The sequence below is a fragment of the Microbispora rosea genome (genome assembly GCF_044460045.1).
GTDB classification, from domain to species: domain Bacteria; phylum Actinomycetota; class Actinomycetes; order Streptosporangiales; family Streptosporangiaceae; genus Microbispora; species Microbispora rosea.
Window position 1 is genome coordinate 78288 of record NZ_JBITJO010000007.1, and the last position, 25755, is coordinate 104042.

The following is a 25755-nucleotide window of genomic DNA, read 5'->3' on the forward strand; positions in this document are numbered from 1 at the left end:
GGGGGCGGCGGCGCCGCCTTGTCTCGCCGGACGCCGTCGCGGGCCGCGCCGCCTACTGGCCGTCCTCGCCGGACGGCTCCGGCTGGGCCTCCTGCCCGGGCGCGCCTCCGGACCCGGCCGGTCCGGAGGAGGCCGCCGGCGCGGACTCGGCCCCCTGCGCGGGGACGTCGACGTCGGCGCCGTCCCGGCCCATGCCCGGGAACGGGTCGCCGATCTTCGGCTGCCAGCCGTACGCCCGGGTCGCGCACTCCTGCGCGGCCAGCGCGGCGATCCGCCGCAGCGCCGGGTCGCGATCGGCGGCGAGCTCCAGGTAGGCGGTGGTCACCCGCTGCTCCACCAGCAAAGCGAGGCGCACCGCGTCGGCCGGTCCGCGCACCTCGAAGGGCAGGCGGTAGGTGGGGCCCGGCTCGGCGGGCGTGCCGCCCCGCTGGGAGATGAGCGCCCGGAGCTGGTCGCGCCGCGCCCGATGGGCGTCGAACCCCGCGGTGGCGCGCCTGAGCAGCGCGCCGCTCGTCTTCCCGCCGATCACCCCGTACGCGTACACGGCGGCGTGCTCGGCGGACAGGGCCCGTCCGAGCGCGTCGCCGACCGGCGCCCCGGCAGGCGCTCGGGCGGGCTCGGCTGAGGTCTCAGTCACGCACCCTCCCCAGGGCGACGACATGGACGGCCTCGCACGCGCCGATGCTCGCGAGGAGCTGGGAGAGCGCGGGGGAGGCCATGGCCATCTGCGCGGGACGCCCCGACGCCGCGTGCCGTTCGGCGTCCCTGAGCGCCTCGACCGAGGCCGCGGACGGGCTCTGCGGCGAAGGAGCGGAGGACGAGGGCGGCGGCGTGGAGATCGCGGGGAACGTTCCCGCGCCGCCCCCGGCGGGCAGGAGCGCGCGCAGGGCCTGCAGATGGGCCGCGTGACGCCGGCGGAACGGCTCCAGCGCGGCGGCCCGGGCGGGCTGGGCGGCGACCGCGCGCCCGTAGAGCGAGACCAGCTCTTCCTTGCCCGCGATGAGAGAGGTGAGCAGCACGGTCTGCGGATCCGGGGAGGCCGGAGCGGCCGGTTTCTCCGGAGTCGAGGAGCAGCCGGCCGCGGCCAGACCGGCCGCGGCGGCGGAGCCCAGCAACGCACGTCTCGTCACTCGTGCCCCGCCGCTGTGTCTCACGACACAGCATCGTACGGCGCGGCGCGCACTGGTCATCGCCCGTGACCATGATGATCGTGCACGTGTCGGACCGCCGCCCGGGTGTGGCGATGTTTCCACCTCCCGGTGTCGATAGGCTGTTGGCACATCGGGCTTGGGCACTACGGTCACAGCCACATGGTCATAGGGAGGTCGGCATGGGCAGCGACGCTCGACGCGGCCGCCTGGTTGAGCTGCTCGGCCCTGTGGTCGCCGCCGAGGGCTTCGACCTGGAGGACGTCACGGTCACCCCGGCGGGCCGCCGGCGGCTGGTGCGCGTCGTGGTGGACCGGGACGGCGGCGTGAGCCTGGACGACGTGGCCGACGTGAGCCAGTCCGTCTCCAAGCGGCTGGACGAGGTGGACGTCCTCGGCGGCAGCGCGTACGTCCTCGAGGTCACCTCTCCCGGAATCGACAGGCCGCTCACCGAGCCGCGCCACTGGCGCCGGGCGCGCGGGCGGCTGGTGAAGGCGGAGCTGCGTGACGGCACCTCCGTGGAGGGCCGGGTGGCCGAGGCCGACGAGACCGGTGTGGAGCTGGACGGCGCGCGCCGCATCGCGTACGGCGAGCTGGTGCGCGGCCGGGTGCAGGTCGAGTTCAACCGGCGCGACGCCGGGCTCGACGACGAACTTGATGAGGGCCTCGATGTCGACGAGGACATCGCCGACGCCGACGACGAGGGCTAGGGGGAGCCTTGTGGACATTGACATGAGCGTCCTGCGCAGCCTGGAGCGGGAGAAGGACATCTCCTTCGACCTGGTCGTCAAGGCGATCGAGGACGCGTTGCTGATCGCGTACTTCCGCACGGAGGGCGCGGCGCAGAAGGCGCGGGCCGAGCTGGACCGCGACACGGGCCATGTGATCATCTGGGCCGCCGAGCTGGACGAGAACGGCGAGGTCGTGCGGGAGTACGACGACACCCCGTCGAACTTCAGCAGGATCGCCGCCACCACGGCCAAGCAGGTGATCCTGCAGCAGCTGCGCGACGCCGAGGACGAGGTCAACTTCGGCGAGTTCGCCAGCCGCGAGGGCGAGCTGGTCGCGGGCGTCATCCAGCAGGGCAAGGACCCGCGGGTGGTGCTGGTCGACCTCGGCAAGATCGAGGCGATCCTGCCGCACAACGAGCAGGTCCCCGGCGAGGAGTACGCGCACGGCGAGCGCATCCGCTGCTACGTGGTGCAGGTGAAGAAGGGACCCAAGGGGCCGTCGGTCACCCTGTCGCGCACGCACCCCAACCTCGTGAAGAAGCTCTTCGCGCTGGAGGTGCCGGAGATCGCCGACGGGACCGTGGAGATCGCGGCCATCGCGCGCGAGGCCGGCCACCGCACGAAGATCGCGGTGCGGTCGCGCAAGCCCGGCGTCAACGCCAAGGGCGCCTGCATCGGCCCGATGGGCTCGCGCGTGCGCAACGTCATGACGGAGCTGCACGGCGAGAAGATCGACATCATCGACTGGTCGGAGGATCCGGCCGAGTTCGTCGGGAATGCCCTGTCGCCGGCGCGTGTTTCCCGTGTCGAGGTGGTCGACGCCGACAGCCGCACCGCGCGGGTGATCGTGCCCGACTACCAGTTGTCCCTGGCGATCGGCAAGGAGGGCCAGAACGCCCGCCTCGCCAACCGTCTGACGGGCTGGCGGATCGACATCCGGCCGGACACCGAGCAGGCACCTGCTGATCCCGCTGATGCGTCGGCAAGGTAAGCTGGAATATGGTTACCAGGCAGCCCCGCTGAGAACGTGTGTGGGCTGCCGGGTTCGCACGGTAAAGTCCGAGTTGCTCCGCCTGGTCGTGGTCGAGGGCGTGATCGTCCCCGATACGCGAGGACGGCTCCCGGGACGTGGTGCCTCGTTGCATCCGTCCCCGCGCTGTCTGGAGCTCGCTGAGCGTCGCCGGGCGTTCCCACGCGCGTTCCGCGCGGAGGGACCGCTTGACACGTCGCTCTTGCAAGCTCACTTGGAGGGGTTGACGCCGGGGCGGTCCGGGTGAATGGTTACCGCTGGCCCTCGGTATCGGCTCCGGGAGCCAGGGCACGAAATTGTCATGTAGGACGCCGAGTTGATGGGCGGAGTCAGATTGCTATGAGCGCCTGATGAGCACGCGGCGATGAGTACGTTCAGGTAGCGACGGTCCGGCGGCACTGCGAGCCTCCCGGGCCGAGTTAGGGAGTGCAGTGGCGAAGGTCCGGGTATACGAACTCGCCAAGGAGTTCGGAGTCGAGAGCAAGGTCGTCATGGCCAAGCTCACCGAAATGGGCGAGTTCGTGAGGTCGGCGTCCTCAACAATAGAGGCGCCGGTCGTCCGCAAACTGACCGAGGCGTTCAAGGGTGACGTCTCCAAGGGCGGGGGGAAGCCCGCCCGTCCGGCGCAGCCGAAGCCTGCGCCGAGGCCGGCAGAGAGCCAGGCCAACGGGGGCGCCCCTCAGGCGCCCGTTTCCCAGTCCACCGGCGCGGTGGCCAAGCCGGGCCCGAAGCCCGGACCGCGGCCCGCTCCGCGTCCGGTTCCGATGCCTCACCCGCCGGTAGCACAGCCGGACGCGGCGCGCCCCGAGGCCGCCCGTCCGCAGGCGCCTCGCCCGGAGGGGCCGCGTCCCGCGGCCGCCGGTCCGAGGCAGGGTGCCCCCGGTGCCGGTGGGCCCAAGCCGGGTCCCAGGCCGGCTCCGGCTCCGCGCCCGGGTGGCGCACCCGCCGGTCCCGGCGCGCCCACAGGCGGCGCTCCGCGTCCCGGTGGGCCGAAGCCGGGTCCGCGCGGCCCGCGTCCCGGCAACAACCCGTTCTCCTCGACCGCCAGCGGCATGGGCCAGCGCCCCGCGCGGCCCGGCGGCCGTGACGGCGGTCGTCCCGACCGCGGGGACCGTCCCGACCGTGGTGACGGCGCCCCTCGCGAGCCGCGTCGTGACGGCGCGCGCGACGGGGGCATGCCGCGTCCGCCGGGCGCGCGTTCCGGCGCTCCGGGCGCCGGCGGTCCGCGTCCCGGACCCGCGGGTCCGCGTCCCGGGCCGGGCATGGGCGGTCCGCGTCCGGGTCCCGGCGCCGGTGGTCCGCGTCCCGGTGGTCCGCGTCCGAACCCGATGATGATGCCGCAGGGCCGTCCGGCCGCGCCGGGCGGCGGTGGTCCGCGTCCCGGTGGCGGCGGCGGTCGTCCCGGTGGTCCCGGCGGCGGTGGCCGTCCGGGCGGCGGCGGCGGTCGTCCCGGTGGTTTCGGCGGTCCGCGTCCCGGCGCCACGGGTGCCGGTCGTCCCGGTGGTCCCGGCGGCGGTCCCGGTGGTGGTGGCGGCGGTGGTTTCGCCGGTCGTCCCGGTGGTGGCGGCGGTCGTGGTCGCGGTGGCGGCACGGCGGGCGCGTTCGGGCGTCCGGGCGGGCGTCCGGCCCGTGGCCGCAAGTCCAAGCGCCAGAGGCGCCAGGAGTTCGACAACATGCAGGCCCCGGCGATCGGCGGCGTGCAGGTTCCGCGTGGCGGCGGCCAGACGATCCGCCTCCCGCGTGGTGCGTCCCTGTCGGACTTCGCCGACCGGATCGGCGCCAACCCCGCCTCGCTCGTGCAGATCATGCTGCACCTCGGCGAGATGGTGACGGCGACCCAGTCGGTCAACGAGGAGACGCTTCAGCTTCTCGGCGCCGAGCTGGACTACGAAATCCAGGTCGTCAGCCCGGAGGAGGAGGACCGCGAGCTCCTCGAGTCCTTCAAGATCGAGTTCGGCGAGGACGAGGGCGACGAGGCCGACCTCGCGCCGCGCCCGCCGGTCGTGACCGTCATGGGTCACGTCGACCACGGTAAGACGAAGCTGCTCGACGCGATCCGCCACACCAACGTGGTGGCCCGCGAGGCCGGCGGCATCACCCAGCACATCGGCGCCTACCAGGTGGCGACGACGCACGAGGGCGAGCACCGGAAGATCACCTTCATCGACACCCCGGGTCACGAGGCGTTCACCGCCATGCGTGCCCGTGGTGCGCAGGCCACCGACATCGCGGTGCTGGTGGTCGCGGCCGACGACGGTGTGAAGCCGCAGACCATCGAGGCGCTGAACCACGCCCAGGCGGCGAACGTCCCGGTCGTGGTGGCGGTCAACAAGATCGACAAGGAGGGCGCGGACCCGACCAAGGTACGGGCCCAGCTCACCGAGTACGGCCTGGTGGCCGAGGAGTTCGGTGGCTCCACCCTGTTCGTGGACATCTCGGCCAAGCAGGGCATCGGCATCGAGAACCTTCTCGAGGCCATCCTGCTGACCGCGGACGCCGAGCTCGACCTGCGGGCCAACCCGGAGATGGACGCCCAGGGACTCGCGATCGAGGCGCACCTCGACAAGGGCCGCGGCCCGGTGGCGACCGTGCTCGTGCAGCGCGGCACGCTGCGGGTGGGCGACTCGATCGTCTGTGGCGAGGCCTTCGGCCGCGTCCGCGCCATGCTGGACGACAGCGGCGAGACGGTCGAGGAGGCCGACCCGTCGCGTCCGGTCCTGGTCCTCGGTCTGACGGCCGTCCCGCGTGCCGGTGACAACTTCATCGTCGTCACCGACGACCGCATGGCCCGCCAGATCGCCCAGCAGCGGGCGGCCAGGCAGCGGATCGCCGACATGGCGAAGTCCGGTCGCCGCCGCACTCTCGAGGAGCTGTTCAAGGACCTCGAGAAGGGCCAGGTCGACGAGCTCAAGCTCATCATCAAGGGTGACGTCTCCGGTTCCGTGGAGGCCCTGGAGGACGCGCTGCTCAAGATCGACGTCGGCGAGGAGGTGCGCCTGCGGGTGCTCCACCGCGCGGTCGGCGCCATCACCGAGCACGACGTCAACCTGGCGATGGGCGACGACAACGCCGTCATCATCGGCTTCAACGTGCGTCCCGAGGTGCGGGCGCGCGACCTGGCCGAGCGCGAGGGCGTGGACATCCGGTACTACTCGGTCATCTACCAGGCGATCGAGGAGATCGAGGCGGCCCTCAAGGGCATGCTCAAGCCGGAGTTCGAGGAGGTCAGGACCGGCACCGCGGAGATCCGCGAGGTCTTCAAGGTTCCGAAGATCGGCAATGTCGCCGGTTCGATCGTCCGCTCGGGCGTCATCACCCGCAACAGCAAGGCCCGGCTCATCCGCGACGGCGTCGTGGTGGCCGACAACCTCACCGTCTCGTCGCTGCGTCGCTTCAAGGACGACGCGACCGAGGTCCGCGAGGGCTTCGAGTGCGGTATCGGTATCGGCTACAGCGACATCAAGGTCGAGGACGTCATCGAGACGTTCGAGATGCAGGAGAAGCCGCGCGTCTGACGCGCCGTCCCGCCGCCCCCGCCACGCGCGGGGGCGGCGGCCGGACGTCCGTGACGTGGTGACGACCCATGTTCATCGGTGCTCTTACTCTTGACATCCTGCTCGGCGACGTCCGTTCGCTGAAGCAGAAGCGCTCGGTGGTCCGGCCGATCGTCGCCGAGATCCAGCGCAAGTATCCCGCCGTCGCCGTCGCCGAGGCGGGCCACCTCGACCTGCACCGGCGCGCCGAGATCGGCATCGCCGTGGTGTCGGCGTCCGCGGCCAACTGCGACGAGGTGCTCGACGCCTGCGAACGCCTGGTCGCCTACCATCCCGAGATCGAGCTGCTGTCCGCGCGGCGGCGGCTCTTCAACGACCACGAGGAATAGACGGCCGGGGCCCGCGCGTCAGCCGTACAGATACGAGGGAGCGTGAGCATGGACGCAGCGCGTGCCAGGAAGCTGGCCGATCGCATCCAGCAGGTGGTCGCGGAGATGCTGGAGCGGCGGATCAAGGATCCGCGGCTGGGGTTCGTGACGGTGACCGACACCCGGGTCACCGCGGACCTGAGCGACGCGACCGTCTACTACACGGTTTTCGGCTCCGAGGCGGAGCGCGCCGACACGGCCGCCGCCCTGGAGAGCGCGAAGGGCATCATCCGCTCCGAGGTCGGCCGGCAGACCGGCCTGCGGCACACCCCCGGCCTCACGTTCGTGCACGACCCGCTCCCGGACAGCGCCCGCCACATGAACGACCTGTTCGAGCTGGCGAAGGCCAAGGACGAGGAGATCGCCCGCCAGGCGGAGGGCGCGAAGTTCGCCGGGGACGCCGATCCCTACCGCTTCGAGGAGGACCTCGACGCCGAGGCGGCCGAGGAGGAGGGCGAGGACGAGCCCACCGGCCGCGCGGAACACCCCGCCCGGTGACCACCAACGAAAGCGCCGCCGGCGAGGCGGACTGGCGGCGTGCGACCGAACTGATCCGCTCCGCCGGCACGCTGGCGCTCGCCTGTCACGTGTCCCCGGACGGGGACGCCCTCGGCTCGATGCTGGGACTCGGGCTGGCGCTCGCGGGCACCGGCAGAAGGGTCGTCGCGTCCTTCGGCGACCGCGTGTTCGCCGTGCCCCGGCTGCTGCGGTTCCTGCCCGGGCAGCACCTGCTGGTGGAGCCCTCGGCCTACCCCGCCGAGCCCGATCTGATGATCACCTTCGACGCCTCCACGATGGAGCGGCTGGGCCTGCTCGCGCCCCACGCGGGCAAGGCCGGCGAACTCGTCGTGATCGACCACCACGTGTCGAACACCCGCTTCGGGACGGTCCACCTCGTGGATCCCGGCGCGGCCTCGACCACGATGGTCGTCGAGGAGCTCATCAACCGCCTCGGCCTCCCGATCGACCGGGAGGTCGCCACCTGCCTGTACGCGGGACTGGTGACCGACACCGGCTCCTTCCGGCACTCCATCACCACCCCGGCCGCGCACGCCATGGCCGGCCGGCTGCTGGCCACGGGGCTGCGCCCGGAGGAGATCGCCAGGGACCTGTGGGACCGCTCGCCCTTCGCGTACCTGCGGGTGCTCGGCACGGCGCTCGGGCGGGCCACCCTGGAACCGGACGCCGTGGGCGGCCTGGGGCTGGTGTGGACCTACGTGAGCCGCGCCGACCGCGCCGCGGAGGGCCTGCCGTACGAAGAGGTGGAAGGCATGATCGACGTCGTGCGCCGGGTCGACGAGGCGGAGGTCGCGGTCGTGCTCAAGGAGGACGACGAGGGCGGCTGGAACGTCTCGACCCGGTCGAAGGGCGCGGTGGACGTGGCCCGTGCCTGCGCCGCGCTCGGCGGCGGCGGCCACATGCGTGCCGCCGGGTTCTCCTCGGCGCTGTCCGTGGGGGACACGATGGCCGCCCTGCGTCCCCTCCTCGCTCCGGAAGGGAGCCGGTCATGAGCACGACGGCCAAGGCGAGAAGGACGCCGCCGCCGAGCGGCCTGATCATCGTGGACAAGCCGGCCGACTGGACGTCGCACGACGTGGTCGGCAAGATGCGCGGCATCGCGGGCACCCGCAAGGTCGGCCACGCGGGCACGCTCGATCCGATGGCCACCGGCGTGCTGGTGATCGGGGTGGAGAAGGCGACCCGCCTCCTCGGGCACCTCGCGCTGACCGAGAAGGTCTACGAGGCGACGATCCGCCTCGGCGTGACGACGAACACCGACGACGCCGAGGGCGAGGTGGTCGCCACCACCTCCGCCGGGCACGTGGCCGACGAACAGGTGCACAAGGGCGTCGCCGCGCTGACGGGCGAGATCATGCAGGTGCCGCCGCAGGTGAGCGCCATCAAGGTCGACGGGCAGCGGGCCTACAAGCTGGCCCGCGCCGGCGAGGAGGTGGCGCTGGCCGCCCGGCCCGTCACGATCCACGCGTTCGAGGTGGGGGAGATCCGGCGCACTCCGGAGACGGTGGACCTGGACGCCGTGATCACCTGCTCCAGCGGCACCTACATCCGGGCGCTGGCCCGGGACCTCGGCGCGTCGCTCGGCGTCGGCGGCCATCTCACCCGGCTGCGCCGCACCCGGGTCGGGCCGTACGGCATCGAGGCGGCGCGTACCATCGAGGACCTCGCCCGGGAATGCGTGATCATGTCCATGGCCGACGCGGTGTCGGCGGCCTTCCCCCGCAGGGACGTGGGCGAGGACGAGGCGCGGCTGGTCGCCCACGGCGGGCGGCTGCGCGCGGCGGGCCTCGGGCCGGGCCCGATCGGGGTCTTCGGGCCGGACGGCGCGCTGCTCGCGCTCGCCGAGGAGCGCGGCGGGACGGCGAGGCCGCTGGTGGTCTTCGTCTCCTGACGCCGGGGGCTGGTGCCCCGGCACCCCCCGGGGCATGGCAGTCTTGTCTACTGCGCGGTTCCCAGGCGAGGCGATTCAGCCGCCTCGCCGACGGCACGGCATTCGGACACAGAAGCGAGGTCGAGGTGCAGAGCTGGCACGGGCTGGACGAGGTCCCGAAAGACTGGGGCAGGTCCGTCGTCACGATCGGCGTGTTCGACGGCGTGCATCTCGGTCACCAGCAGATGGTGGCCCGCGCGGTCGGCATGGCCCGCGATCTGGGGCTGCCCGCCGTGGCGGTGACCTTCGACCCGCACCCGGACGAGGTGGTGCGGTCCGGCAACCACCCGCCGCGGCTCAGCACCACCGACCGCAGGGTCGAGCTGCTCCACGCGCTGGGCGTCGACGCGGTGTGCGTGCTGCCGTTCACGCTCGAGTTCTCCCGGATGTCGCCGGACGAGTTCGTCCAGACGGCTCTGGTCGACCGGCTGCACGCGGCGGGGGTCGTGGTGGGGGAGAACTTCCGCTTCGGTCACAAGGCGTCGGGCGACCTGGAGACCCTGCGGACGCTGGGGGAGAAGTACGACTTCACCGCCGAGGGCGTGCCCCTGGTCAGCGACGGCGACGCCATCTCCTCCACGGTGATCAGGGAGCGGCTGGCCGCGGGTGACGTCGCCGGTGCGGCCGTCCTGCTGGGCCGCCCCCACCGTGTGGAGGGCGTGGTGGTCCGCGGCCACCAGCGCGGGCGGGCGCTCGGCTTCCCCACCGCCAACGTCGAGTCGCCGCCGCACACCGCCATCCCCGCCGAGGGCGTCTACGCGGGGTGGCTGCAGTGCACCCAGAGCCCCTCGCCGTACGAGGGGGAGCGCTGGCCGGCCGCCATCTCGATCGGGACCAATCCCACGTTCGACGGGGTGGAGCGCACGGTCGAGGCGTACGCGCTGGACCGCGACGACCTGGACCTGTACGGCGCGCACGTGGCCGTGGACTTCGGCGAGCGGCTGCGCGAGACGCTCAGGTTCGACTCGATCGAGGCGCTGATCGAGCAGATGCACGACGACGTGGCCCGGGCCCGCGATTTCACCTCCTGAACCCGCCTCGCCTGAACGTGCTGCGTGGCGCGTCGTGACAGCGTGTGTCCGACGAGCTGGTAGGGTTGTATGTCAGCCATGTTCAGGTGGTGTTGAGCCACCCGGCTGTCCTGTCACGGCGACTGTGGGCACGCACGGTCGTTCGCGGGATGGGAATCGTTGCGCGTGCCATTTCACCAGAATGGAGAAGCAGTGTCGCTTGACGCCGCTACCACCAAGTCCATCATCGGCGAGTACGGCACCAGCGAGGGTGACACCGGGTCGCCGGAGGTCCAGATCGCGCTTCTGAGCAAGCGGATCAGCGACCTCACCGAGCACCTCAAGACCCACAAGCACGACCACCACAGCCGTCGTGGTCTGCTCCTGCTGGTGGGCCGCCGGCGCCGGCTGCTGAAGTACCTGCAGGCCAAGGACATCACCCGCTACCGCTCGCTCATTGAGCGGCTGGGCCTTCGCCGATAAGGTGAGGAAGGAGCGGCGATTCTTCGCCGCTCCTTTTCCATAACCGGCCACAATGGAACCGGCCCAGCGGGCCGAGTGAGACAGCCGAGTGGCCGAGACAACTGAATAGCCGAGACACAGTGCCCCGCGTCCGCAAGCAAGCCGCAGCGCGATCCCGCGGCGTGAGAGGGCCGGTCCTCGGTAGTGGCCCCCGGTAGGCACGGCGACAGCCGTGCGGACGGACCGGGCGCTTCGATCGAAGACCGGCACTGCACCTGAACGGGGAGCCCGGCGAAAGAGGACGCGGGAGACCGACCCGAAGAGGAGGTCCCCCGTGGAGGGTGTCCACAGCACAGAGGCCGTTATCGACAACGGTCCCTTTGGCACGCGCACGATCAGGTTCGAGACCGGGCGGCTGGCCCGGCAGGCGGCGGGCAGCGCCGTCGCGTACCTGGACGACGAGACGATGATCTTGTCGGCGACCACCGCGTCCAAGCATCCCAAGGAGAACCTCGACTTCTTCCCGCTGACGGTGGACGTCGAGGAGCGGATGTACGCGGCCGGCCGCATTCCCGGCTCGTTCTTCCGCCGCGAGGGCAGGCCGTCCGAGGACGCGATCCTGACCTGCCGCCTGATCGACCGGCCGCTGCGCCCGTCGTTCGTGAAGGGCCTGCGCAACGAGATCCAGATCGTCGCGACGATCATGGCCCTGCATCCCGAGCACCTGTACGACGTGGTCGCGATCAACGCCGCGAGCATGTCCACGCAGCTCGCCGGGCTGCCGTTCTCCGGCCCGATCGGCGGCGTGCGCGTCGCGCTGATCGACGGCCAGTGGGTGGCGTTCCCGACCCACACCGAGCTCGAGCGCGCCACGTTCGACATGGTCGTCGCCGGGCGCGTCCTGGCCGACGGCGACGTCGCGATCATGATGGTCGAGGCCGAGTCGACCCGCGACACGCTCAAGCTGGTCGCCGACGGCGCGGTCGCCCCGACCGAGGAGGCCGTGGCCCAGGGCCTGGAGGCCGCCAAGCCGTTCATCAAGGTGCTCTGCGAGGCCCAGTCGAAGCTGGCCGAGGTCGCCGCCAAGCCGACCGCCGAGTATCCGATCTTCCTCGACTACCAGGACGACGCCCTGGAGGCCGTGACCGCCGCCGTCAAGAGCGAGCTGGCCTCGGCGCTGACGATCGCGGGCAAGCAGGAGCGCGAGCTGGAGATCGAGCGCGTCAAGGTGCTGGCGGCGGAGAAGCTGCTGCCCGACTTCGAGGGCCGTGAGAAGGAGATCGGCGCCGCGTTCCGGTCGCTCACCAAGAAGCTGATGCGCGAGCGCGTCATCAGCGAGGGCGTCCGCATCGACGGCCGTGGCCCGAAGGACATCCGGCAGCTCAACGCCGAGGTCCACGTGGTGCCCCGGGTGCACGGGTCGGCCCTGTTCGAGCGGGGCGAGACGCAGATCCTCGGCATCACGACGCTGAACATGCTGCGCATGGAGCAGATGATCGACACGCTCAATCCCGAGCGGACCAAGCGCTACATGCACAACTACAACTTCCCGCCGTACTCCACGGGTGAGACGGGCCGCGTCGGCTCGCCGAAGCGCCGCGAGATCGGCCACGGCGCGCTGGCCGAGCGGGCGCTCATCCCCGTGCTGCCGTCGCGCGAGGAGTTCCCGTACGCCATCCGCCAGGTGTCGGAGGCGCTCGGGTCGAACGGCTCGACCTCGATGGGGTCGGTCTGCGCCTCCACGATGGCCCTGCTCGACGCGGGCGTCCCGCTCAAGGAGATGGTCGCCGGCATCGCGATGGGTCTCATCGGCGAGGGCGAGACCTTCGTCACGCTGACCGACATCCTCGGCGCCGAGGACGCCATGGGCGACATGGACTTCAAGGTCGCCGGCACCAAGGACCTGATCACCGCGCTCCAGCTCGACACCAAGCTGGACGGCATCCCGGCCCACGTGCTCGCCGCCGCGCTGAAGCAGGCGAGGGGCGCCCGGCTGGCGATCCTCGACGTGATGCAGGAGGCCATCGACTCCCCGGCGGAGATGAACCCGACCGCGCCGCGCATCATCACGATCAAGGTCCCGGTCGACAAGATCGGCGAGGTCATCGGCCCCAAGGGCAAGATGATCAACCAGATCCAGGACGACACGGGCGCCGAGATCACCATCGAGGACGACGGCACGATCTACATCGGCGCCACCGACGGCCCGTCCGCCGAGGCGGCCCGTACGCTGATCAACGGCATCGCGAACCCGCACATGCCGGAGGTCGGCGAGCGTTACCTGGGCACGGTCGTCAAGATCGCCGCCTTCGGCGCCTTCGTCTCGCTGCTGCCGGGCAAGGACGGTCTGCTGCACGTCTCGCAGATCCGCAAGCTGCACGGCGGCCGCCGGATCGAGAACGTCGAGGACGTCATGAACGTCGGCGAGAAGATCCAGGTGGAGATCGCCGAGATCGACTCGCGCGGCAAGCTCTCTCTGGTCCCGGTCGAGGTGGTCGAGAAGGAGGCCGCGGAGAAGGACGCCGCCGCCGAGAACGGCGAGGCCGCGCCCGCTCCGGCCGAGTCCGCCGCCGCGCCGGGGGATGAGGAGCAGCCGCGGGCTCCGCGCCGGAGCCGCAGCCGCACCCGGGGCGGCCGGGACGAGCGCAACTCGTGACGACCGAGACACTGTTCCCGGGCAAGGACGGCGCGGGGGTCATCCGCCGCACCGTCCTGCCCGGCGGCCTTCGGGTCGTGACCGAGACGATGCCGACCGTGCGCAGCGTGGCGGTCGGCCTGTGGGTGGGCATCGGTTCACGCGACGAGGCCCCCGAGCACATGGGGGCCACCCACTTCCTGGAGCACCTGCTCTTCAAGGGCACGCCCACGCGCGACGCCATGGAGATCTCGGCGTCCATCGAGGGCATCGGCGGTGAGATCAACGCGTTCACCGCCAAGGAGTACACCTGCTACTACGCCCGGGTGCTCGACGAGGACCTGCCGCTGGCGATCGACGTGCTCGCCGACGTGGTGACCTCTTCGCTGATCACCGAGGAGGACGTGGAGTCGGAGCGCGGCGTGATCCTGGAGGAGATCGCCATGCACGACGACGACCCCTCCGACGTGGTGCACGAGCAGTTCTCCGCCGAGCTGTACGGCGACACGCCGATCGGCCGCCCGATCCTCGGCAACGAGGACTCGATCAACGCGCTCACCCGTGACCGCATCCGCGAGTACTACCAGCGGTTCTACGTCCCCCCGCGCACCGTCGTGTCGGTGGCGGGCAACGTGGACCACGAGCGGGTGGTCGCGCTGGTCGCGGCGGCGTACGAGCGGGCGGGCGCGCTGGGCGGCTCCGCCGCGCCCGCGCTCCCGCGCATCGGGGGCCCGGGCGTGGACGTCAGGACCGGCGTCCGCGTGGTCGACCGGCCCACCGAGCAGGCCAACCTGGTCCTCGGCATGACCGCCTTCGACCGCAACGACGACCGGCGCTTCGCCCTCGGCGTCCTGAACGCGGCGCTCGGCGGCGGCATGTCGTCGCGCCTGTTCCAGGAGATCCGGGAGAAGCGCGGCCTGGCCTACAGCGCCTACAGCTACACCTCGCAGTACGCCGACACCGGCCAGTTCGGCATCTACGTGGGCTGCCTGCCCTCGAAGGTGGACGACGTGCTGAAGATCTGCCGTGACGAGGTGGCCAGGGTCGTGGCCGAGGGGATCAGCCCCGACGAGATCGCCCGTGGCAAGGGCCAGATGCGCGGCGGGCTGGTTCTCGGCCTTGAGGACACCGGCTCGCGCATGTCCAGGATCGGCAAGAGCGAGCTCGTGTACGAGCGGCTCATGACGGTCGACGAAGTGCTCGGGCGGATCGAGGCGGTCACCCCCGAGGAGATCGCCGCGGTCGCGGAGGACATCCTCAACCGGCCGCTGACTCTCGCCGTGATCGGGCCCTACTCCGACAAGGACTTCGGCTCCGCCATCGCCTGACCGTGCCGTACCAGGCCGCGCCGGTGCCCTTCCGACCGGCGCGGCCTCGTCGTTTCATCCCCTACGGCTCTCGCCCCGGGCGGCGCCTCCCGCCGCGCGGGAATCGGCCGCGTCGGACCGCTCCTCGCCGTCCCGCCTCCCGCCGTCACGTATAGCCTTGGGCGCGTGATTAAGGTCGGTGTTCTGGGCGCCCGCGGGCGCGTGGGTGTGGAAGTGTGCAAGGCCGTCGCGGCGGCCGATGACCTGGAGCTCGTGGCGGAGGTCGACAAGGACGATCCGCTCGACGCGCTGACCGGCGCCGAGGTGGTGGTGGACTTCACCCACCCCGACGTCGTGATGGGCAACCTCGAGTGGTGCATCTCCCACGGCATCCACACGGTCGTGGGCACGACCGGTTTCGACGCCGGACGACTGGAGACCCTGCGAGGCTGGCTGGCCGCCAACCCGGGCACGAACTCGCTCATCGCCCCCAACTTCGGCATCGCGGCCGTGCTGATGATGCACTTCGCCGCGCAGGCGGCCAAGCACTTCGAGTCTGTCGAGATCGTCGAACTGCACCACCCGCACAAGGCCGACGCCCCCTCGGGCACCGCCCGCCGTACGGCGGAGCTGGTGGCCCGGGCGCGGCGCGAGGCGGGGCTCGGCCCCTCTCCCGACGCGACCACCACCGCGCTCGACGGCGCCAGGGGCGCGGACGTCGACGGCGTCCACGTGCACGCCGTACGGCTCGCCGGGCTGATCGCCCACCAGGAGGTCATCCTGGGCGGTGAGGGGGAGACCCTCACGATCCGGCACGACACGATGAACCGGGCGTCGTTCACGCCGGGCGTCCTGCTGGGCGTTCGCCGTGTCCAGGAGCTCGACGGCCTCACCGTGGGCCTGGAGCGCCTTCTCGACCTGCAGTAGTCGCGCCGCCCGCCCGGCCTGTCCTCATCGGGGACAGGCCCAGGAGGCCTCTCGCCACCTCCCGCCGCCCCGCGTACGCCCGGGTCACCGGGGCGGCGGGGTGGAGCGCATTCTGATCTTGATGTCGCCGTCGCCGTGACGTGCGACGTCCTTCAGGCCCAGCCGGCGATAGAGGGCGTGGGCGCGGTGGTTGACCGTCAGCACGTCCAGGAGCAGGTCCTGACCCCGCCGATGCGCCTCGTCCAGCAGCGCGGTGATGAGGCGGGTACCGATGCCGCGGCCCTGATAGGCGGGGTCGATCTCGATACGGCCCAGGTAGATCTCGGTGGGACGATAGTCGACGCTCAACATGCCGGCATCGACGCCGTCGACGGTGACGATCCGCGTGCCGCCGGGATCGAACCCGCGCTCGTGATGGCCCCGCTGGTCCTGCTCGTCCCAACCCCAGATCGCCGCGACGTACTCGCCCAGGGCGGCCTTGTGCAGCCGGAAGCAGAACTCGCTGTCGGCCGGTGTCGCCGGCCGTAACCCTACGACGGTCATACGACCTCCCTACCGGATCGCTGGAGGCTTCGCGACCGATGCCGGCCCCGTGAGCCCAGGCGAGACCCGGCGGCAACGTCACCCCCCCGCGAAGGGTCAGCGCGGCTCGACGGTGACGTCCACCTCGGCGAACATGCCGAGCAGATCGTCCAGGGTGGTGGCCGGGCCCCAGGAGCGCAGGTCGTACGCGGGCCGGTCGTAGCCGGGGAAGCCCTCGATGTCGGTGACGAACCGCCCGTCGAGGTGATAGGCGCAACCCGGCGGCTGATCCGGCTGATCGTGGGGCCGGTGGAACAGCGCCGCACCGGCCCACTCGTGCCGCAGGCTGCGGTCGTACCGAGCCCAGAGGTTGCGCCGGGAGGGCCGCCCCGCATGCCAGAGGTCGTAGATCTCGCGGGCACCGTCGGGGAACGGCTCGTCGAAACCGCCGTCGAGGATGATGTCGAGGAGCCCGCTGTCCAGCCGGGAGGGGGTCACTCCGGTGACGACGGAGGACACCGCGCGGGCGGCCAGTGCATCTCCGGCAGGATCCGCAGGCGCCCCCGCAGCTCGACGTCCACCAGGCCGTGCCCCTCTGAAGAGGGCCGGTGGCCCAGCACCTCCACGTCGAACAGCTCCTCCGAGCAGGAGCAGCCAATGTCGTAGCGCTGACAGCCGCGGGGCGGGGGCCGCTGCGGATCGTGCACCGGATCGAGCATGACGGTCGGCAGCCAGGCCCCACCGGGTCCGTCGTGAGGAGCCGGCGCCGCGTCCAGGGCCTCCCGCAGGGGACCGGCCGGGTCGCAGCCGAGCAGCGTGAAGCGCTCCGGCTCCGGGAGCGGCTCGGGTGCGACGAACAACCCGTCGATGTCGGCGCAGACCCCCATCGCGACGTCCGGGTCGCCCGGGTCGCCCGTGTACTCGTCGACCAGCAGCCACCGCAGTGGTAGGTGCCGGTTCCAGGTCCACACGTGGTCCATCCGGGATCCGGACGTGGTCAGAACAGGGCCAGGCCGAGGGTGAACAGGGCGCCGAAGACGAGTTGCAGGCGGCCGGTCTGCTGGAGCGTCGCGATGAGCGCGGGACCGGTCGCCCCCGAACGGACCGTCCTTATCGGGCCCACCACGAGGGGGAGCGCCAGCACGGTCAGCGCAGCGAAGGGCCGCACCGGCACCAGGGCGAGCGCGAACACGAAGGGCAGCACCAGGGTCGCCGAATAGGCCAGGCGCGTGCGGCTGTCACCCAGCACGACGGCGAGCGTCCGCTTGCCGGAGGGGCCGTCGGTCACGATGTCGCGGAGGTTGTTGACCATGAGGAGCGCGCAGGCGAGCAGCCCCACGGGCACGGCGGCGGCCAGCGAGAGCCAGGTCAGCCGCTCCACCTGGACGTACGTCGTCCCGGCGACGGCCACGATGCCGAAGAACACGAAGACCGAGATCTCCCCGAGGGCGCGGTAGCCGTACGGGCGGGAGCCTCCGGTGTAGAACCAGGCCGCGAGGATGGAGGCGAGGCCGACGAGCAGCAGCCACCACGCCTGGGTCGCCACCACCAGGACGAGCCCGGCGACCGCGGCGGCGAGGAAGCAGCCGAGAGCGGCGGCGAGCACCTGTTTCGGGGCCGCGACGCCCGAGCCGACGAGCCGCAGGGGCCCCACGCGGTCCTTGTCGGTGCCCTTGACGCCGTCGCTGTAGTCGTTGGCGTAGTTGACCCCGACCTGCAGCGCCAGCGCGACGAACAGCGCGAGCAGCGCGCGCCACCAGTTCGCGCCGTCCTCCGCGACGGCGGCTCCGGTGCCGACGGCGACCGGGACGACGGCGGCGGGCAGCGTACGGGGGCGTGCGCCCGCTAACCAATGAGCTGGGGTGGCCACGTGACTCCCTTTTCCTACCTGTGCGTAGCCGGTGAAGGCGTACCTAGTTTGGCCAATCCCCCATCTTCTCGTGACAGCGGGGTTGGCGGAGGCGACGCCGCCGGGGGCGGAAGCCGTACGGACGGGCAGGAGAAGGAGGTGAGTCAGCTGATGTCGGTGGTGAGGCGGATCATCCTGATCGGGCGGCCCATGTCGAGAACGCGCTCGGCCTCGTCCTCGCCCCAGCCGGCCGACTCCAGGAAGCCGATCATCGGGTGGTTGTCGGCGAAGACCCAGGTGACGACCGTGTTGTAGCCGTCCTCGCGCAGGTGGTCGACTGTCGCGTTGAGCAGCCTGCTGCCGTGTCCGCGCCTGATGTGGTTGGGATCGACGAGCAACGTCATCAACTCGGCCGTCGTGGCCGGGTGCAGGTCGGGGTCCTCGGCGGGTCCGTGCGACGCCAGCCCCACGACCCGGTCGGAGGCACGCTGCGCCGCGGTCGCCAGGATGCCGCCGGGGCCGAGCGCGGTGAACGCGTCGGTGTCGGGCACCACCCGCTCGACGGCGACGAGCAGACGGTGGCGGGGCGTGGGCGGCGAGAGGATCGCCTCCTCCCACTGGCGGCGCCACATCTTCTCCGCCGCCGGCCCCGTCATCTGCTCCAACGGGATCGGTGGCAGGAAGTCGCGATAAACCGCCTTCCACGCCCGGATCTGGGTGCTGGTCACCGCGTCGACGTCTTCGAGGCGGGCAGCTCTAACACCCATTCGGCGGGCTCCTTTCTTAGCGTGTAACACCGTACTGGTCAGGAGGGCCTCGGCGTACCTTCCGCCTGGCGTCGTGCCCGATATGCCCGGGTTTTTGTGCGGTTTCCGCAGACGCGCATAGAGCACCAGGAGCGAGACCGGTTTTTCGAGGAGTCGATGAACGCCCATTGACAGGTGCTCTCGGCGCAGACCTTCAGCCGTGCCCAGGTGCCGTCGGCGTGGGCGGCCGGGATCAGCGCGGCCAGCCGCGCGAGCCCGCCCGCCACTCCGGACCCCACGGGCTCGAGCGCCGGCGTCCCCGCCGTAAGCGTCACGCGCACCGGCAGTCCCGCCAGGGCCGCGTCCAGTCCCTCCGGAACCTCGTACGGACCCCCGTCGTGGTTGCCGCGCAGCGCGGCCCGCAGTCCTTCGCGCAGCTGGGTCGCCGTCGCGAGGTCCTCGTCGGCGGCGCGGTCGTCGTCGCCGATCAGCCCTCGTTCGCGCAGCCAGACAGACAGCTCGGCCGGCGAGGCCAGCTCGTCGGCGTCTCCCTCGACGTCGTAGGTGTTCACGAAGTCGCGGAGCAGCTCCGCCGGGCCCGTCATGATCGATCACCCCTCGTGACCACTGTACGACAGTCGGAGGTCGTGAAATAACAACACCACCGCAAGCGTTTCACTGGTGTTTGCTATTCCGGGGAGGATCCCATGCGCGTCAGCTACCTGGCCTATCTCGCACTGCGGAACAAGGAGCGTCGCGAGCGCCTGTCGGAGGAGTACCGGCGGGAGGGGCGTCGGCGGGAGGGACACCGATGACCCCGGGGGTCTAGAGACCGAGCCGCCGCACCGCGGTCCGCCAGTTCTTGGCGATGGCCTGCTGCGCCTTGGCGAGCGGCACCTCGCCGTGGCACACGGCCCTCCACAGCGTGAGCTCGACCGCGTCCTTGGCGGCCGGGGTCCTGCCCTTGCCCGCCAGAACCGGCTGAGGCCATAGGTTCTTCGCGCTCTTGGGCGAACCGCCCAGGGACAGCGGGATGAGGTGGTCCTCCTTGTAGTGAGACGGCTTCCTGTCCGCGTAGCCGTACTGGGCGATCTGCGTGAGGCGCAGGGCGCCGGCGTAGCTCGCCGGAGGCGCGACCTTCCTGCTGTAGCCGGGGGTGCAGATCGTCGACTTGATCGTCTTCTGGGTGACGGCGGGGTTGCGCGTCCCCGGCTGGCACTTCGGGTCCGGCAGCGGCAGGTACTTCTGGGAGCACTTCTGATGCGACGGCTTCGGGGTCGGCTTGGCCGTCGGCTTCGGCGTCGGTTTCGGTGTGGTGCCGCCGGAGGAGCCGGCCGGCTTCCAGCGCCAGTAGGAGCCGTCCTGCACGCATCGGTAGGAGACGCCGCTCTGCGAGGTTCCGTTCCTGCCGTGGGCCGCCGCCGGGCAGAACGCGCCGGGCGTGACGCACTCCCAGTGGTCCCCGACCTGGCGGTAGCAGCCCGCCGACACGGAGGCTGTCCCGGCGGAGGCGGCCTCGGCGGCCAACGGGACGACGAGCAGGCCGGCTGACGCGAGCACGGCGCATAACGCGGTCAACAGAGAGCGGACGCGCACGGTGTCTCCTCTGTGAGGGGGTTGAAGGGCGACAGAGAAGAGACGGTTCAACCGGGGCAAAGGTTCACTGGTGGGACTGATGTGGCTGATGGGACAGAGCCGGGGCGAGGCGGCGGATCCCCTCTTCCAGCTCGGCCAGGCCGGTCGCGGCCGTGTGGGTCAGGCGCAGCCGCGGTCCCGGGGGCTCGGAGGGGTAGTAGATGCGCCCCGGGCTCACCAGCACGCCCCGTGCCTGCGCCGCCTCCACGACCTCCGCCTCGTCGGCGCCGGGCGGCAGCCTCACCCAGACGTGCAGGCCGCCGGACGGCACCAGGTGCACCTCGGCGGCGGGCGCGTGGCGGGCGAGCCCCGCCAGCAGCGTGGCCTGCCGCACGCCGAGCTCCTGCCGGACGGTGCCGAGGTGGCGCCGCCAGGCCGTGGAGCCCACGAACTCGGCGGCCGTCTCCTGCAGGGGCCGGGCGACGAAGAACGACTCCACCACCTGGCAGGCCCGCAGCCGGTGCGCGGCCGGGCCCCGCGCGGTCAGGCCCGCCACCCGCAGACTGGGTGAAGTGATCTTGCTCAGCGACAGGATGTGGACCACCGTGCCGTGGGTGTCCATGGTCACCATGGGCGGCGGAACGGGTCCCGTCGTCAGATATCGCGCGTAGTCGTCCTCGATCACGAACGCCCCCGCAGCCCGGGCGACCGCGAGCACCTGCTCCCTGCGCTCGCGGGTCAGCGTCGCCCCCGTGGGGTTCTGCAGCGTCGGCTGGCAGTAGAACACCCGCGCCCCCGTCATCGCGAAGGCCTCCGCCAGCAGGTCGGGCCGCACGCCGTCCCGGTCGAGCGGCACCGCGCTCGCCCGCAGCCCGGCCGCCTTGGCCGCCGCGAGCGCCCCCGGATAGGTGGGGGTCTCCATGAGGATCGGCGAGCCGGGCGCCGCCAGCGCGCGGAACGCGAGGGTGAGCGCCGACTGGCCACCGCTCACCACGAGCACGTCGTTCTGCGTCACCGCGCCGCCGACCTCGGCGGCGAACCACCGGCGCAGCTCCGGCAGGCCGTTCAGCGGGGGCATGCTCCACGCCTCCGGCCGGCGTACGGCCCTCGCGGCCGCCGCGGCCAGCGCGTTCACCGGGCGCAGTTCGGGGTTGAGATAGCCGCCCGTGAGCGGCACGACGCCGTCGGGGGGCTGGGCCAGCAGGCTCGCCGTCGCCGAGTCGTCCACCACCCGGTCGCCCAGGGCCACGGTCTGCCACGACAAGTCGGGCGTCTCGGCGACCGGCCGCCTGGCCGGGGCCACGAACACGCCCGCGCCGGGGCGGGTGACGACCCGGCCCTCCGCCGCGAGCTGGGCGATCGCCCGCGAGACGGTCACCGGGCCCACGCCGTGGCGGCGCATGATCTCCCTGCTGGACGGCAGCCGTTCGCCCGGCCGCGACCGCTCCGTCTCCTCCCGGAGCATCGCGGCGAGCCGGGCGATACTGCTATCGTCATTCATGAAAATCGACAATAGCGCTATCGACATCCTCCCGATAGCGGAGGCCCCGCACCGTTCGGCCTGGCGGGGCAGCCTCCTGGCCGGCGTGGGGGTCCTGTCGTTCTCGGGGTCGTTTCCGGGCACCGTGTTCGCGATGCGGGGATTCGATCCGTACCTCGTCGCGATCGGGCGTGCCGCGCTCGCGGCGCTCGTCGCGGTGATCTGTCTCAAGGCCGCCGGGGCTCCGCTGCTGCCGCCCCGCGCCCACCTGCGGTCGTACGCGTTGATTTCGCTGGGCGTGGTCCTCGGCTTCCCGCTGTTCAGCGGCCTGGCCCTGGACGGCGGTGCGAGCACGGCCCACTCCGCCGTCGTCATCGGCCTGCTCCCCGCCGCCACGGCCGCGTTCGCCGTGCTGAGGGCGGGGGAGCGGCCGAGACCCCTGTTCTGGGCGGCCTGCGCGGCGGGCGCGTTGTCGATCACCGTGTTCACGCTGACCCGGGGCACGGGCCGCCTCGCCGGGGCCGACGTGCTGCTCGTGCTCGCCCTGCTGTCGGCCGCCGTCGGCTACACCGAGGGCGGGCGTCTGGCCAGGGAGACACCGGGCTGGCGCGTCATCTCGTACGCCCTGGTGCTCTCGGCCCCGCTCACCGTGCCCGTGACCGCGGTGCTGGCGGTCGCCACGCCCATGGAGCCCTCGGCCGAGTCGCTGGCCGGGTTCGCGTACGTCGGGCTGGTGTCGATGTTCCTCGGCTTCATCCCGTGGTACGCCGGGCTCGCGATGGGCGGGATCGCCCGTGCCGGGCAGATCCAGCTCGCGCAGCCGCTGCTCACGCTGGTGTGGGCCTGGCTGCTGCTCGGCGAGGAGATCGGCGCCGCGACGATCGCGGCGGCCCTGGCCGTGCTCGTCTGCGTGGCGGCCACACAAGGCAGCCGGAGGGCCGCATGACACAGGCCAGCCGCCGGCGGCGCGGTGTGGGCACTTGATTGATATGACGGCTCGGCGCAGGATGGGGCTGACGGTGTTACAAGGTGAGGCGGGTCACACACACGCGGGATGGTGAGGCGATGTCGGACGTCGTGGTTCCTGAGGGTGGTTTCTGGCCGGCGCCCGAGATTCCGCAGCCCAACATCTACCCGATGGAGTGGCGGGTGGAGACCGAGAAGCTCGCGGCCATCTACGAGAAGTCCAAGCGCATGGTCTGGAACCCCGCCGACCTGCCGTGGGACACGCTCGACCCCCGGGAGTTCACGGCCGAGCAACGGCTGGGGATCATGTACTGGTTCTCCGTGCTGGCCAACTTCGACGCCTCGGGCCCGGCCGTCTTCGCCCGCGCCACGATCCAGGCCTTCGAGAAGCACGAGGAGGATCCCGTACGCAAGTGCTTCTTCTCGATCACCCGTGACGAGATGAACCACGAGGAGTGCTGCCAGCGCGCCATCGCCCGACTCTGGCCCGGCGGCCCGCTCGACTGGCAGCCCTCCACCGACCTGGAGCGGGCGGCGCACAACAACATCGGCTGGCTCTACCACAACGGCGGGCGCTACTGGAACGGCTACAACACGGCCGTGGGCAAGTATTCGCTCGCCGTGCTGTTCACGAGCTTCATGATGGGGGAGATGGCGGCCTCGACGCTGTTCCGGGGGATGGCCTCCGGCACCGACCACCCCCTGTTCTCGGACATGTTCCACAAGATCGGCCGGGACGAGTCGCGGCACCTCCAGATCTGCATGACGATCCTGGAGAACGAGTGGCCCGGGCTCACCGACGACGTACGCGGCCTGATCACGCGTCAGCTGCGTGCCGGGTTCGTGTTCCTGTCGATGATCCTGTGGGAGCCGCCCGAGGGCTTCTGGGAGCTCCCGCCGTACTTCCTGCACAACCATCGCGTGCTGATGGACCACGCGCGGGAGGGCGGCCTCGGCGTGCTGTCGTACGAGGAGCAGGCCGGCAACTGGCGGCTGGCGATGGCCCGTGTACGCGCGATCGTCGAGCGGTGGGGGATCGAGTTCCCCGCGATCCCCGAACTCGACATCGACGGCGTGGACGTCGACGTGATCGACCCGGAGGACATCATCCCGGTGTTCTGACGTGTGATGTCGCGACACGCAGCGCCGCGATCAGCGCGACGACGGCGGGGTGACCGCCGGCGCCGCGCCGGAAGGCCACGCGGGTGCGGCGGCGCATCGACAGCGCGGTCAGCGTGACGTCCTCGGGCGGGTCGGCGGCTCCCAGCTCCGGCACGAGCGCCACGCCCTGGCCGACGGCGACCATCGCCAGGACCGTGGCGAAGTCGTCGATGTGGTGGCGTACGCGAGGGGAGAATCCGGCCGCCTGGCAGGCGCGCACGGTCATCGCGTGGCAGAGCGTGCCCGGAGTGGAGGCGATCCACGGCTCCTCGCGGCAGGCGAGGAGCCTGGCCGCGTCGCCCTCTCCACTGACCGGGCGGATGGTGGCCAGGTACATGGGTTCGTCGAGGAGGGGGACGGCGTCCAGTGCGAGGTCGGGCTCGGCCGGGACGAAATCGTACTCGTGGACCAGGGCGACATCGAGTTCGCCGGCGCGCAGGCGCGGCGCGACCTCGGCCGGGTCGACCTCGTCCACCATCGGATCCAGGCCCTGGTGGCTGCGGGCGAGCGCCGCCAGTGCCGAGGGGAGGATGGCGCGGGTCGCGGTGGGAAAGGCGCCGATCCGCACGGTCCCGGACAAGTCCCCCCTGGCCGCGGCGAGCTCCGCCGCCGCCTGCTCCAGCCGTTCGAGCACGGCCTCCGCGTGCCGCACCAGCGCCACCCCGGCGGGGGTGAGCGCCACCCGGCGTCCGGTGCGCTCCAGCAGGGCGACCCCCGCTTCGCGCTCCAGCGCGGCGAGCTGCTGGGAGACGGCCGAGGGGGTGAACGTCAGCGCCTCGGCCACCGCCGCGATCGTGCCCCGGTAGGCGAGCTCACGAAGCAGGCGAAGCCTGCGGACGTCAAGCATCGGAGCGGCCGGAGCCGGTGACATCGAGCATCAGTTCACCTTAACGGTTTCGACAGAAACGCGAACTGGACCTTCACGGTTGCTCGCCGGAAGGATCGCGGTATGACTCTTTCCGGCGTTCATGTCCCATTGATCACTCCCTTCGCCGAGGACGGCGAGATCGCGTTCGACGCGCTCGAAGACCTGGCCCGCAGCGTGCTCGACGACGGCGCGTCCGGGCTCGTCGCGCTCGGCACCACCGCGGAGGTCGCCACGCTGACGGAGGAGGAGCGGCGCGCGGTGATCGAGGTCTGCTGCCGGGTCTGCCGTGAGCGGGGCGCCACGCTCACCGTCGGTGCGGGATCGGCCGACACGCGGAGCACGGCCGAGGCACTGCGCGCGCTCAAGGGGGAGGCGGACGCGGCGCTGGTGACGGTTCCGGCGTTCGTCCGCCCGTCCGAGGCCGGCGTGCTCGCCCACTTCACCGCGCTGGCCGAGCAGACCCCGGTGCCGCTGATCGTCTACAACATCCCGTATCGGACCGGGCAGCAGGTGGGCGCGGCCACGCTGCGGCGGCTGGGCGAGCTGCCCATGGTGGCCGGGGTCAAGCACGCGGTCGGCGGCGTCGACCTCGACACGGTCGCCCTGCTCGCCGACCCGCCGGCGGACTTCGCGGTGCTCGCCGGGGACGACCCGTTCCTGTCCACGCTGCTCGCGCTGGGGGCGCCCGGCGGCATCCTCGCCTCCGCCCACCTGCGCACCGGCGAGTTCGCCGAGCTCGTCCAGGCGTGGCGGGCCGGAGACGTCGAGCACGCCCGCGCCCTCGGTCACCGGCTGTCGCTCATGTCGGCGGCCATGTTCGCCGAGCCCAACCCGACCGTGCTGAAGGGCGTCCTGCACGCGCGGGGCCGCATCCCCACCGCCGCCGTACGGCTTCCGCTCGTCCCGGCGAGTCAGGCGTCGATCGAGGCGGCCCTGCGGATGCTCTGACGTCCGGTCCCTTGGAGAT

Annotated in this window: 27 protein-coding genes; 16 read left to right on the forward strand and 11 right to left on the reverse strand. The window is 71.8% G+C overall.

All coding sequences use genetic code 11. The features are described 5' to 3' along the window. Positions 1–52 precede the first annotated feature (52 nt). Both ACIBK1_RS27800 and ACIBK1_RS27805 read right to left on the reverse strand, forming a co-directional pair. The gene (locus ACIBK1_RS27800; RefSeq protein ID WP_396738670.1) at positions 53–637 is read right to left on the reverse strand and encodes a ferritin-like domain-containing protein; all 585 of its coding nucleotides are present in this window, start codon (positions 635–637) and stop codon (positions 53–55) included. Then, positions 630–1154: a hypothetical protein gene (locus tag ACIBK1_RS27805; protein ID WP_396738672.1), complete on the reverse strand. Its 525-nt coding sequence runs from the start codon at positions 1152–1154 to the stop codon at positions 630–632. The genes ACIBK1_RS27800 and ACIBK1_RS27805 overlap by 8 nt, the downstream gene beginning before the upstream one ends. A 176-nt stretch (positions 1155–1330) precedes the next feature. Here ACIBK1_RS27805 and rimP point away from each other — a divergent pair, with 176 nt between their 5' ends. The 13 genes from rimP (at position 1331) to dapB (ending at position 15621) form a co-directional block, all read left to right on the forward strand. After that, positions 1331–1858 (forward strand): ribosome maturation factor RimP, encoded by a 528-nt coding sequence (gene rimP, locus ACIBK1_RS27810; RefSeq protein ID WP_363537541.1) that lies wholly within the window; start codon positions 1331–1333, stop codon positions 1856–1858. Between the two features lie 22 nt (positions 1859–1880). Further along, positions 1881–2870: a transcription termination factor NusA gene (gene nusA / locus ACIBK1_RS27815; protein WP_204053599.1), complete on the forward strand. Its 990-nt coding sequence runs from the start codon at positions 1881–1883 to the stop codon at positions 2868–2870. Continuing rightward, complete coding sequence (locus ACIBK1_RS27820) at positions 2854–3156, forward strand: YlxR family protein (RefSeq protein ID WP_076441002.1); 303 nt, start codon at positions 2854–2856, stop codon at positions 3154–3156. Before nusA ends, ACIBK1_RS27820 begins: the two co-directional genes overlap by 17 nt. A 184-nt stretch (positions 3157–3340) precedes the next feature. Next, positions 3341–6424 carry a translation initiation factor IF-2 gene (gene infB, locus ACIBK1_RS27825; protein WP_076441000.1) on the forward strand — a complete coding sequence of 1028 codons (3084 nt, stop codon included), beginning with the start codon at positions 3341–3343 and terminating at the stop codon, positions 6422–6424. A 68-nt stretch (positions 6425–6492) separates the two neighbouring features. Continuing rightward, positions 6493–6792 carry a DUF503 domain-containing protein gene (locus tag ACIBK1_RS27830; protein WP_030510720.1) on the forward strand — a complete coding sequence of 100 codons (300 nt, stop codon included), beginning with the start codon at positions 6493–6495 and terminating at the stop codon, positions 6790–6792. 48 nt (positions 6793–6840) lie between these two features. Next, positions 6841–7329, forward strand: a complete 489-nt coding sequence (gene rbfA, locus ACIBK1_RS27835; RefSeq protein WP_030510719.1) for a 30S ribosome-binding factor RbfA — start codon at positions 6841–6843, stop codon at positions 7327–7329. Next, positions 7326–8342, forward strand: coding sequence for a DHH family phosphoesterase (locus ACIBK1_RS27840; RefSeq protein WP_036408190.1), 1017 nt, complete (start codon positions 7326–7328; stop codon positions 8340–8342). The genes rbfA and ACIBK1_RS27840 overlap by 4 nt, the downstream gene beginning before the upstream one ends. Further along, on the forward strand, positions 8339–9241 hold the full coding sequence (truB, locus tag ACIBK1_RS27845) for a tRNA pseudouridine(55) synthase TruB (RefSeq protein WP_396738675.1): 903 nt from the start codon (positions 8339–8341) through the stop codon (positions 9239–9241). Before ACIBK1_RS27840 ends, truB begins: the two co-directional genes overlap by 4 nt. Before the next feature lie 125 nt (positions 9242–9366). Beyond that, complete coding sequence (locus ACIBK1_RS27850) at positions 9367–10311, forward strand: bifunctional riboflavin kinase/FAD synthetase (protein ID WP_396738677.1); 945 nt, start codon at positions 9367–9369, stop codon at positions 10309–10311. Between the two features lie 192 nt (positions 10312–10503). Beyond that, a complete protein-coding gene (rpsO, locus tag ACIBK1_RS27855) occupies positions 10504–10773 on the forward strand; it encodes a 30S ribosomal protein S15 (RefSeq protein ID WP_030510715.1) in 270 nt (89 codons plus the stop codon). 313 nt (positions 10774–11086) lie between these two features. Beyond that, a complete protein-coding gene (locus ACIBK1_RS27860; protein WP_030510714.1) occupies positions 11087–13408 on the forward strand; it encodes a polyribonucleotide nucleotidyltransferase in 2322 nt (773 codons plus the stop codon). Continuing rightward, complete coding sequence (locus tag ACIBK1_RS27865; protein ID WP_396720745.1) at positions 13405–14715, forward strand: M16 family metallopeptidase; 1311 nt, start codon at positions 13405–13407, stop codon at positions 14713–14715. The genes ACIBK1_RS27860 and ACIBK1_RS27865 overlap by 4 nt, the downstream gene beginning before the upstream one ends. Positions 14716–14880: 165 nt before the next feature. Next, on the forward strand, positions 14881–15621 hold the full coding sequence (gene dapB, locus ACIBK1_RS27870; RefSeq protein WP_030510712.1) for a 4-hydroxy-tetrahydrodipicolinate reductase: 741 nt from the start codon (positions 14881–14883) through the stop codon (positions 15619–15621). An 84-nt stretch (positions 15622–15705) separates the two neighbouring features. Here the strand turns inward: dapB and ACIBK1_RS27875 are convergent, their stop codons facing one another. The 8 genes from ACIBK1_RS27875 to ACIBK1_RS27910 all read right to left on the reverse strand — a co-directional run bounded on the left by ACIBK1_RS27875 (position 15706) and on the right by ACIBK1_RS27910 (position 21814). Continuing rightward, on the reverse strand, positions 15706–16164 hold the full coding sequence (locus ACIBK1_RS27875; RefSeq protein ID WP_396738679.1) for a GNAT family N-acetyltransferase: 459 nt from the start codon (positions 16162–16164) through the stop codon (positions 15706–15708). A gap of 96 nt (positions 16165–16260) precedes the next feature. Then, on the reverse strand, positions 16261–16641 hold the full coding sequence (locus tag ACIBK1_RS27880; RefSeq protein ID WP_396738681.1) for a hypothetical protein: 381 nt from the start codon (positions 16639–16641) through the stop codon (positions 16261–16263). Beyond that, positions 16638–17123, reverse strand: a complete 486-nt coding sequence (locus tag ACIBK1_RS27885) for a hypothetical protein (protein ID WP_396738683.1) — start codon at positions 17121–17123, stop codon at positions 16638–16640. The genes ACIBK1_RS27880 and ACIBK1_RS27885 overlap by 4 nt, the downstream gene beginning before the upstream one ends. Positions 17124–17140: 17 nt before the next feature. Then, positions 17141–18013, reverse strand: a complete 873-nt coding sequence (locus ACIBK1_RS27890; protein WP_396738685.1) for a 1,4-dihydroxy-2-naphthoate polyprenyltransferase — start codon at positions 18011–18013, stop codon at positions 17141–17143. 143 nt (positions 18014–18156) lie between these two features. Further along, a complete protein-coding gene (locus ACIBK1_RS27895; RefSeq protein WP_030510708.1) occupies positions 18157–18759 on the reverse strand; it encodes a GNAT family N-acetyltransferase in 603 nt (200 codons plus the stop codon). A gap of 38 nt (positions 18760–18797) precedes the next feature. Then, positions 18798–19343 carry a CGNR zinc finger domain-containing protein gene (locus ACIBK1_RS27900; RefSeq protein WP_030510707.1) on the reverse strand — a complete coding sequence of 182 codons (546 nt, stop codon included), beginning with the start codon at positions 19341–19343 and terminating at the stop codon, positions 18798–18800. 220 nt (positions 19344–19563) lie between these two features. Next, positions 19564–20334, reverse strand: coding sequence for a hypothetical protein (locus ACIBK1_RS27905; RefSeq protein ID WP_396738687.1), 771 nt, complete (start codon positions 20332–20334; stop codon positions 19564–19566). 64 nt (positions 20335–20398) lie between these two features. After that, complete coding sequence (locus ACIBK1_RS27910; protein WP_396738689.1) at positions 20399–21814, reverse strand: PLP-dependent aminotransferase family protein; 1416 nt, start codon at positions 21812–21814, stop codon at positions 20399–20401. Here ACIBK1_RS27910 and ACIBK1_RS27915 point away from each other — a divergent pair. After that, complete coding sequence (locus ACIBK1_RS27915; RefSeq protein WP_357317043.1) at positions 21813–22739, forward strand: DMT family transporter; 927 nt, start codon at positions 21813–21815, stop codon at positions 22737–22739. The genes ACIBK1_RS27910 and ACIBK1_RS27915 overlap by 2 nt on opposite strands. 119 nt (positions 22740–22858) lie before the next feature. Next, the gene (locus ACIBK1_RS27920; protein ID WP_357317046.1) at positions 22859–23881 is read left to right on the forward strand and encodes a hypothetical protein; all 1023 of its coding nucleotides are present in this window, start codon (positions 22859–22861) and stop codon (positions 23879–23881) included. On the opposite strand, the gene ACIBK1_RS27925 is transcribed toward ACIBK1_RS27920, so the two are convergent. Next, positions 23865–24791 (reverse strand): LysR family transcriptional regulator, encoded by a 927-nt coding sequence (locus tag ACIBK1_RS27925; RefSeq protein ID WP_357317049.1) that lies wholly within the window; start codon positions 24789–24791, stop codon positions 23865–23867. The two genes, ACIBK1_RS27920 and ACIBK1_RS27925, sit on opposite strands and share 17 nt — an antisense overlap. Positions 24792–24869: 78 nt before the next feature. On the opposite strand from ACIBK1_RS27925, the gene dapA reads away from it, so the two are divergent. Next, on the forward strand, positions 24870–25736 hold the full coding sequence (gene dapA, locus ACIBK1_RS27930; RefSeq protein ID WP_396738692.1) for a 4-hydroxy-tetrahydrodipicolinate synthase: 867 nt from the start codon (positions 24870–24872) through the stop codon (positions 25734–25736). Positions 25737–25755: the final 19 nt, after the last annotated feature.

Excerpts from the sequence above, each read along its gene's own strand:
- rimP (WP_363537541.1), top strand. The coding sequence starts at position 1,331 with ATGGGCAGCGACGCTCGACGCGGCCGCCTGGTTGAGCTGCTCGGCCCT.
- nusA (WP_204053599.1), top strand. The coding sequence starts at position 1,881 with ATGAGCGTCCTGCGCAGCCTGGAGCGGGAGAAGGACATCTCCTTCGAC.
- ACIBK1_RS27820 (WP_076441002.1), top strand. The coding sequence starts at position 2,854 with ATGCGTCGGCAAGGTAAGCTGGAATATGGTTACCAGGCAGCCCCGCTG.
- ACIBK1_RS27830 (WP_030510720.1), top strand. The coding sequence starts at position 6,493 with ATGTTCATCGGTGCTCTTACTCTTGACATCCTGCTCGGCGACGTCCGT.
- rbfA (WP_030510719.1), top strand. The coding sequence starts at position 6,841 with ATGGACGCAGCGCGTGCCAGGAAGCTGGCCGATCGCATCCAGCAGGTG.
- truB (WP_396738675.1), top strand. The coding sequence starts at position 8,339 with ATGAGCACGACGGCCAAGGCGAGAAGGACGCCGCCGCCGAGCGGCCTG.
- ACIBK1_RS27875 (WP_396738679.1), bottom strand. The coding sequence starts at position 16,164 with ATGACCGTCGTAGGGTTACGGCCGGCGACACCGGCCGACAGCGAGTTC.
- ACIBK1_RS27885 (WP_396738683.1), bottom strand. The coding sequence starts at position 17,123 with ATGGACCACGTGTGGACCTGGAACCGGCACCTACCACTGCGGTGGCTG.
- ACIBK1_RS27895 (WP_030510708.1), bottom strand. The coding sequence starts at position 18,759 with ATGGGTGTTAGAGCTGCCCGCCTCGAAGACGTCGACGCGGTGACCAGC.
- ACIBK1_RS27900 (WP_030510707.1), bottom strand. The coding sequence starts at position 19,343 with ATGACGGGCCCGGCGGAGCTGCTCCGCGACTTCGTGAACACCTACGAC.
- ACIBK1_RS27915 (WP_357317043.1), top strand. The coding sequence starts at position 21,813 with ATGAAAATCGACAATAGCGCTATCGACATCCTCCCGATAGCGGAGGCC.
- ACIBK1_RS27910 (WP_396738689.1), bottom strand. The coding sequence starts at position 21,814 with ATGAATGACGATAGCAGTATCGCCCGGCTCGCCGCGATGCTCCGGGAG.
- ACIBK1_RS27920 (WP_357317046.1), top strand. The coding sequence starts at position 22,859 with ATGTCGGACGTCGTGGTTCCTGAGGGTGGTTTCTGGCCGGCGCCCGAG.
- ACIBK1_RS27925 (WP_357317049.1), bottom strand. The coding sequence starts at position 24,791 with ATGTCACCGGCTCCGGCCGCTCCGATGCTTGACGTCCGCAGGCTTCGC.
- dapA (WP_396738692.1), top strand. The coding sequence starts at position 24,870 with ATGACTCTTTCCGGCGTTCATGTCCCATTGATCACTCCCTTCGCCGAG.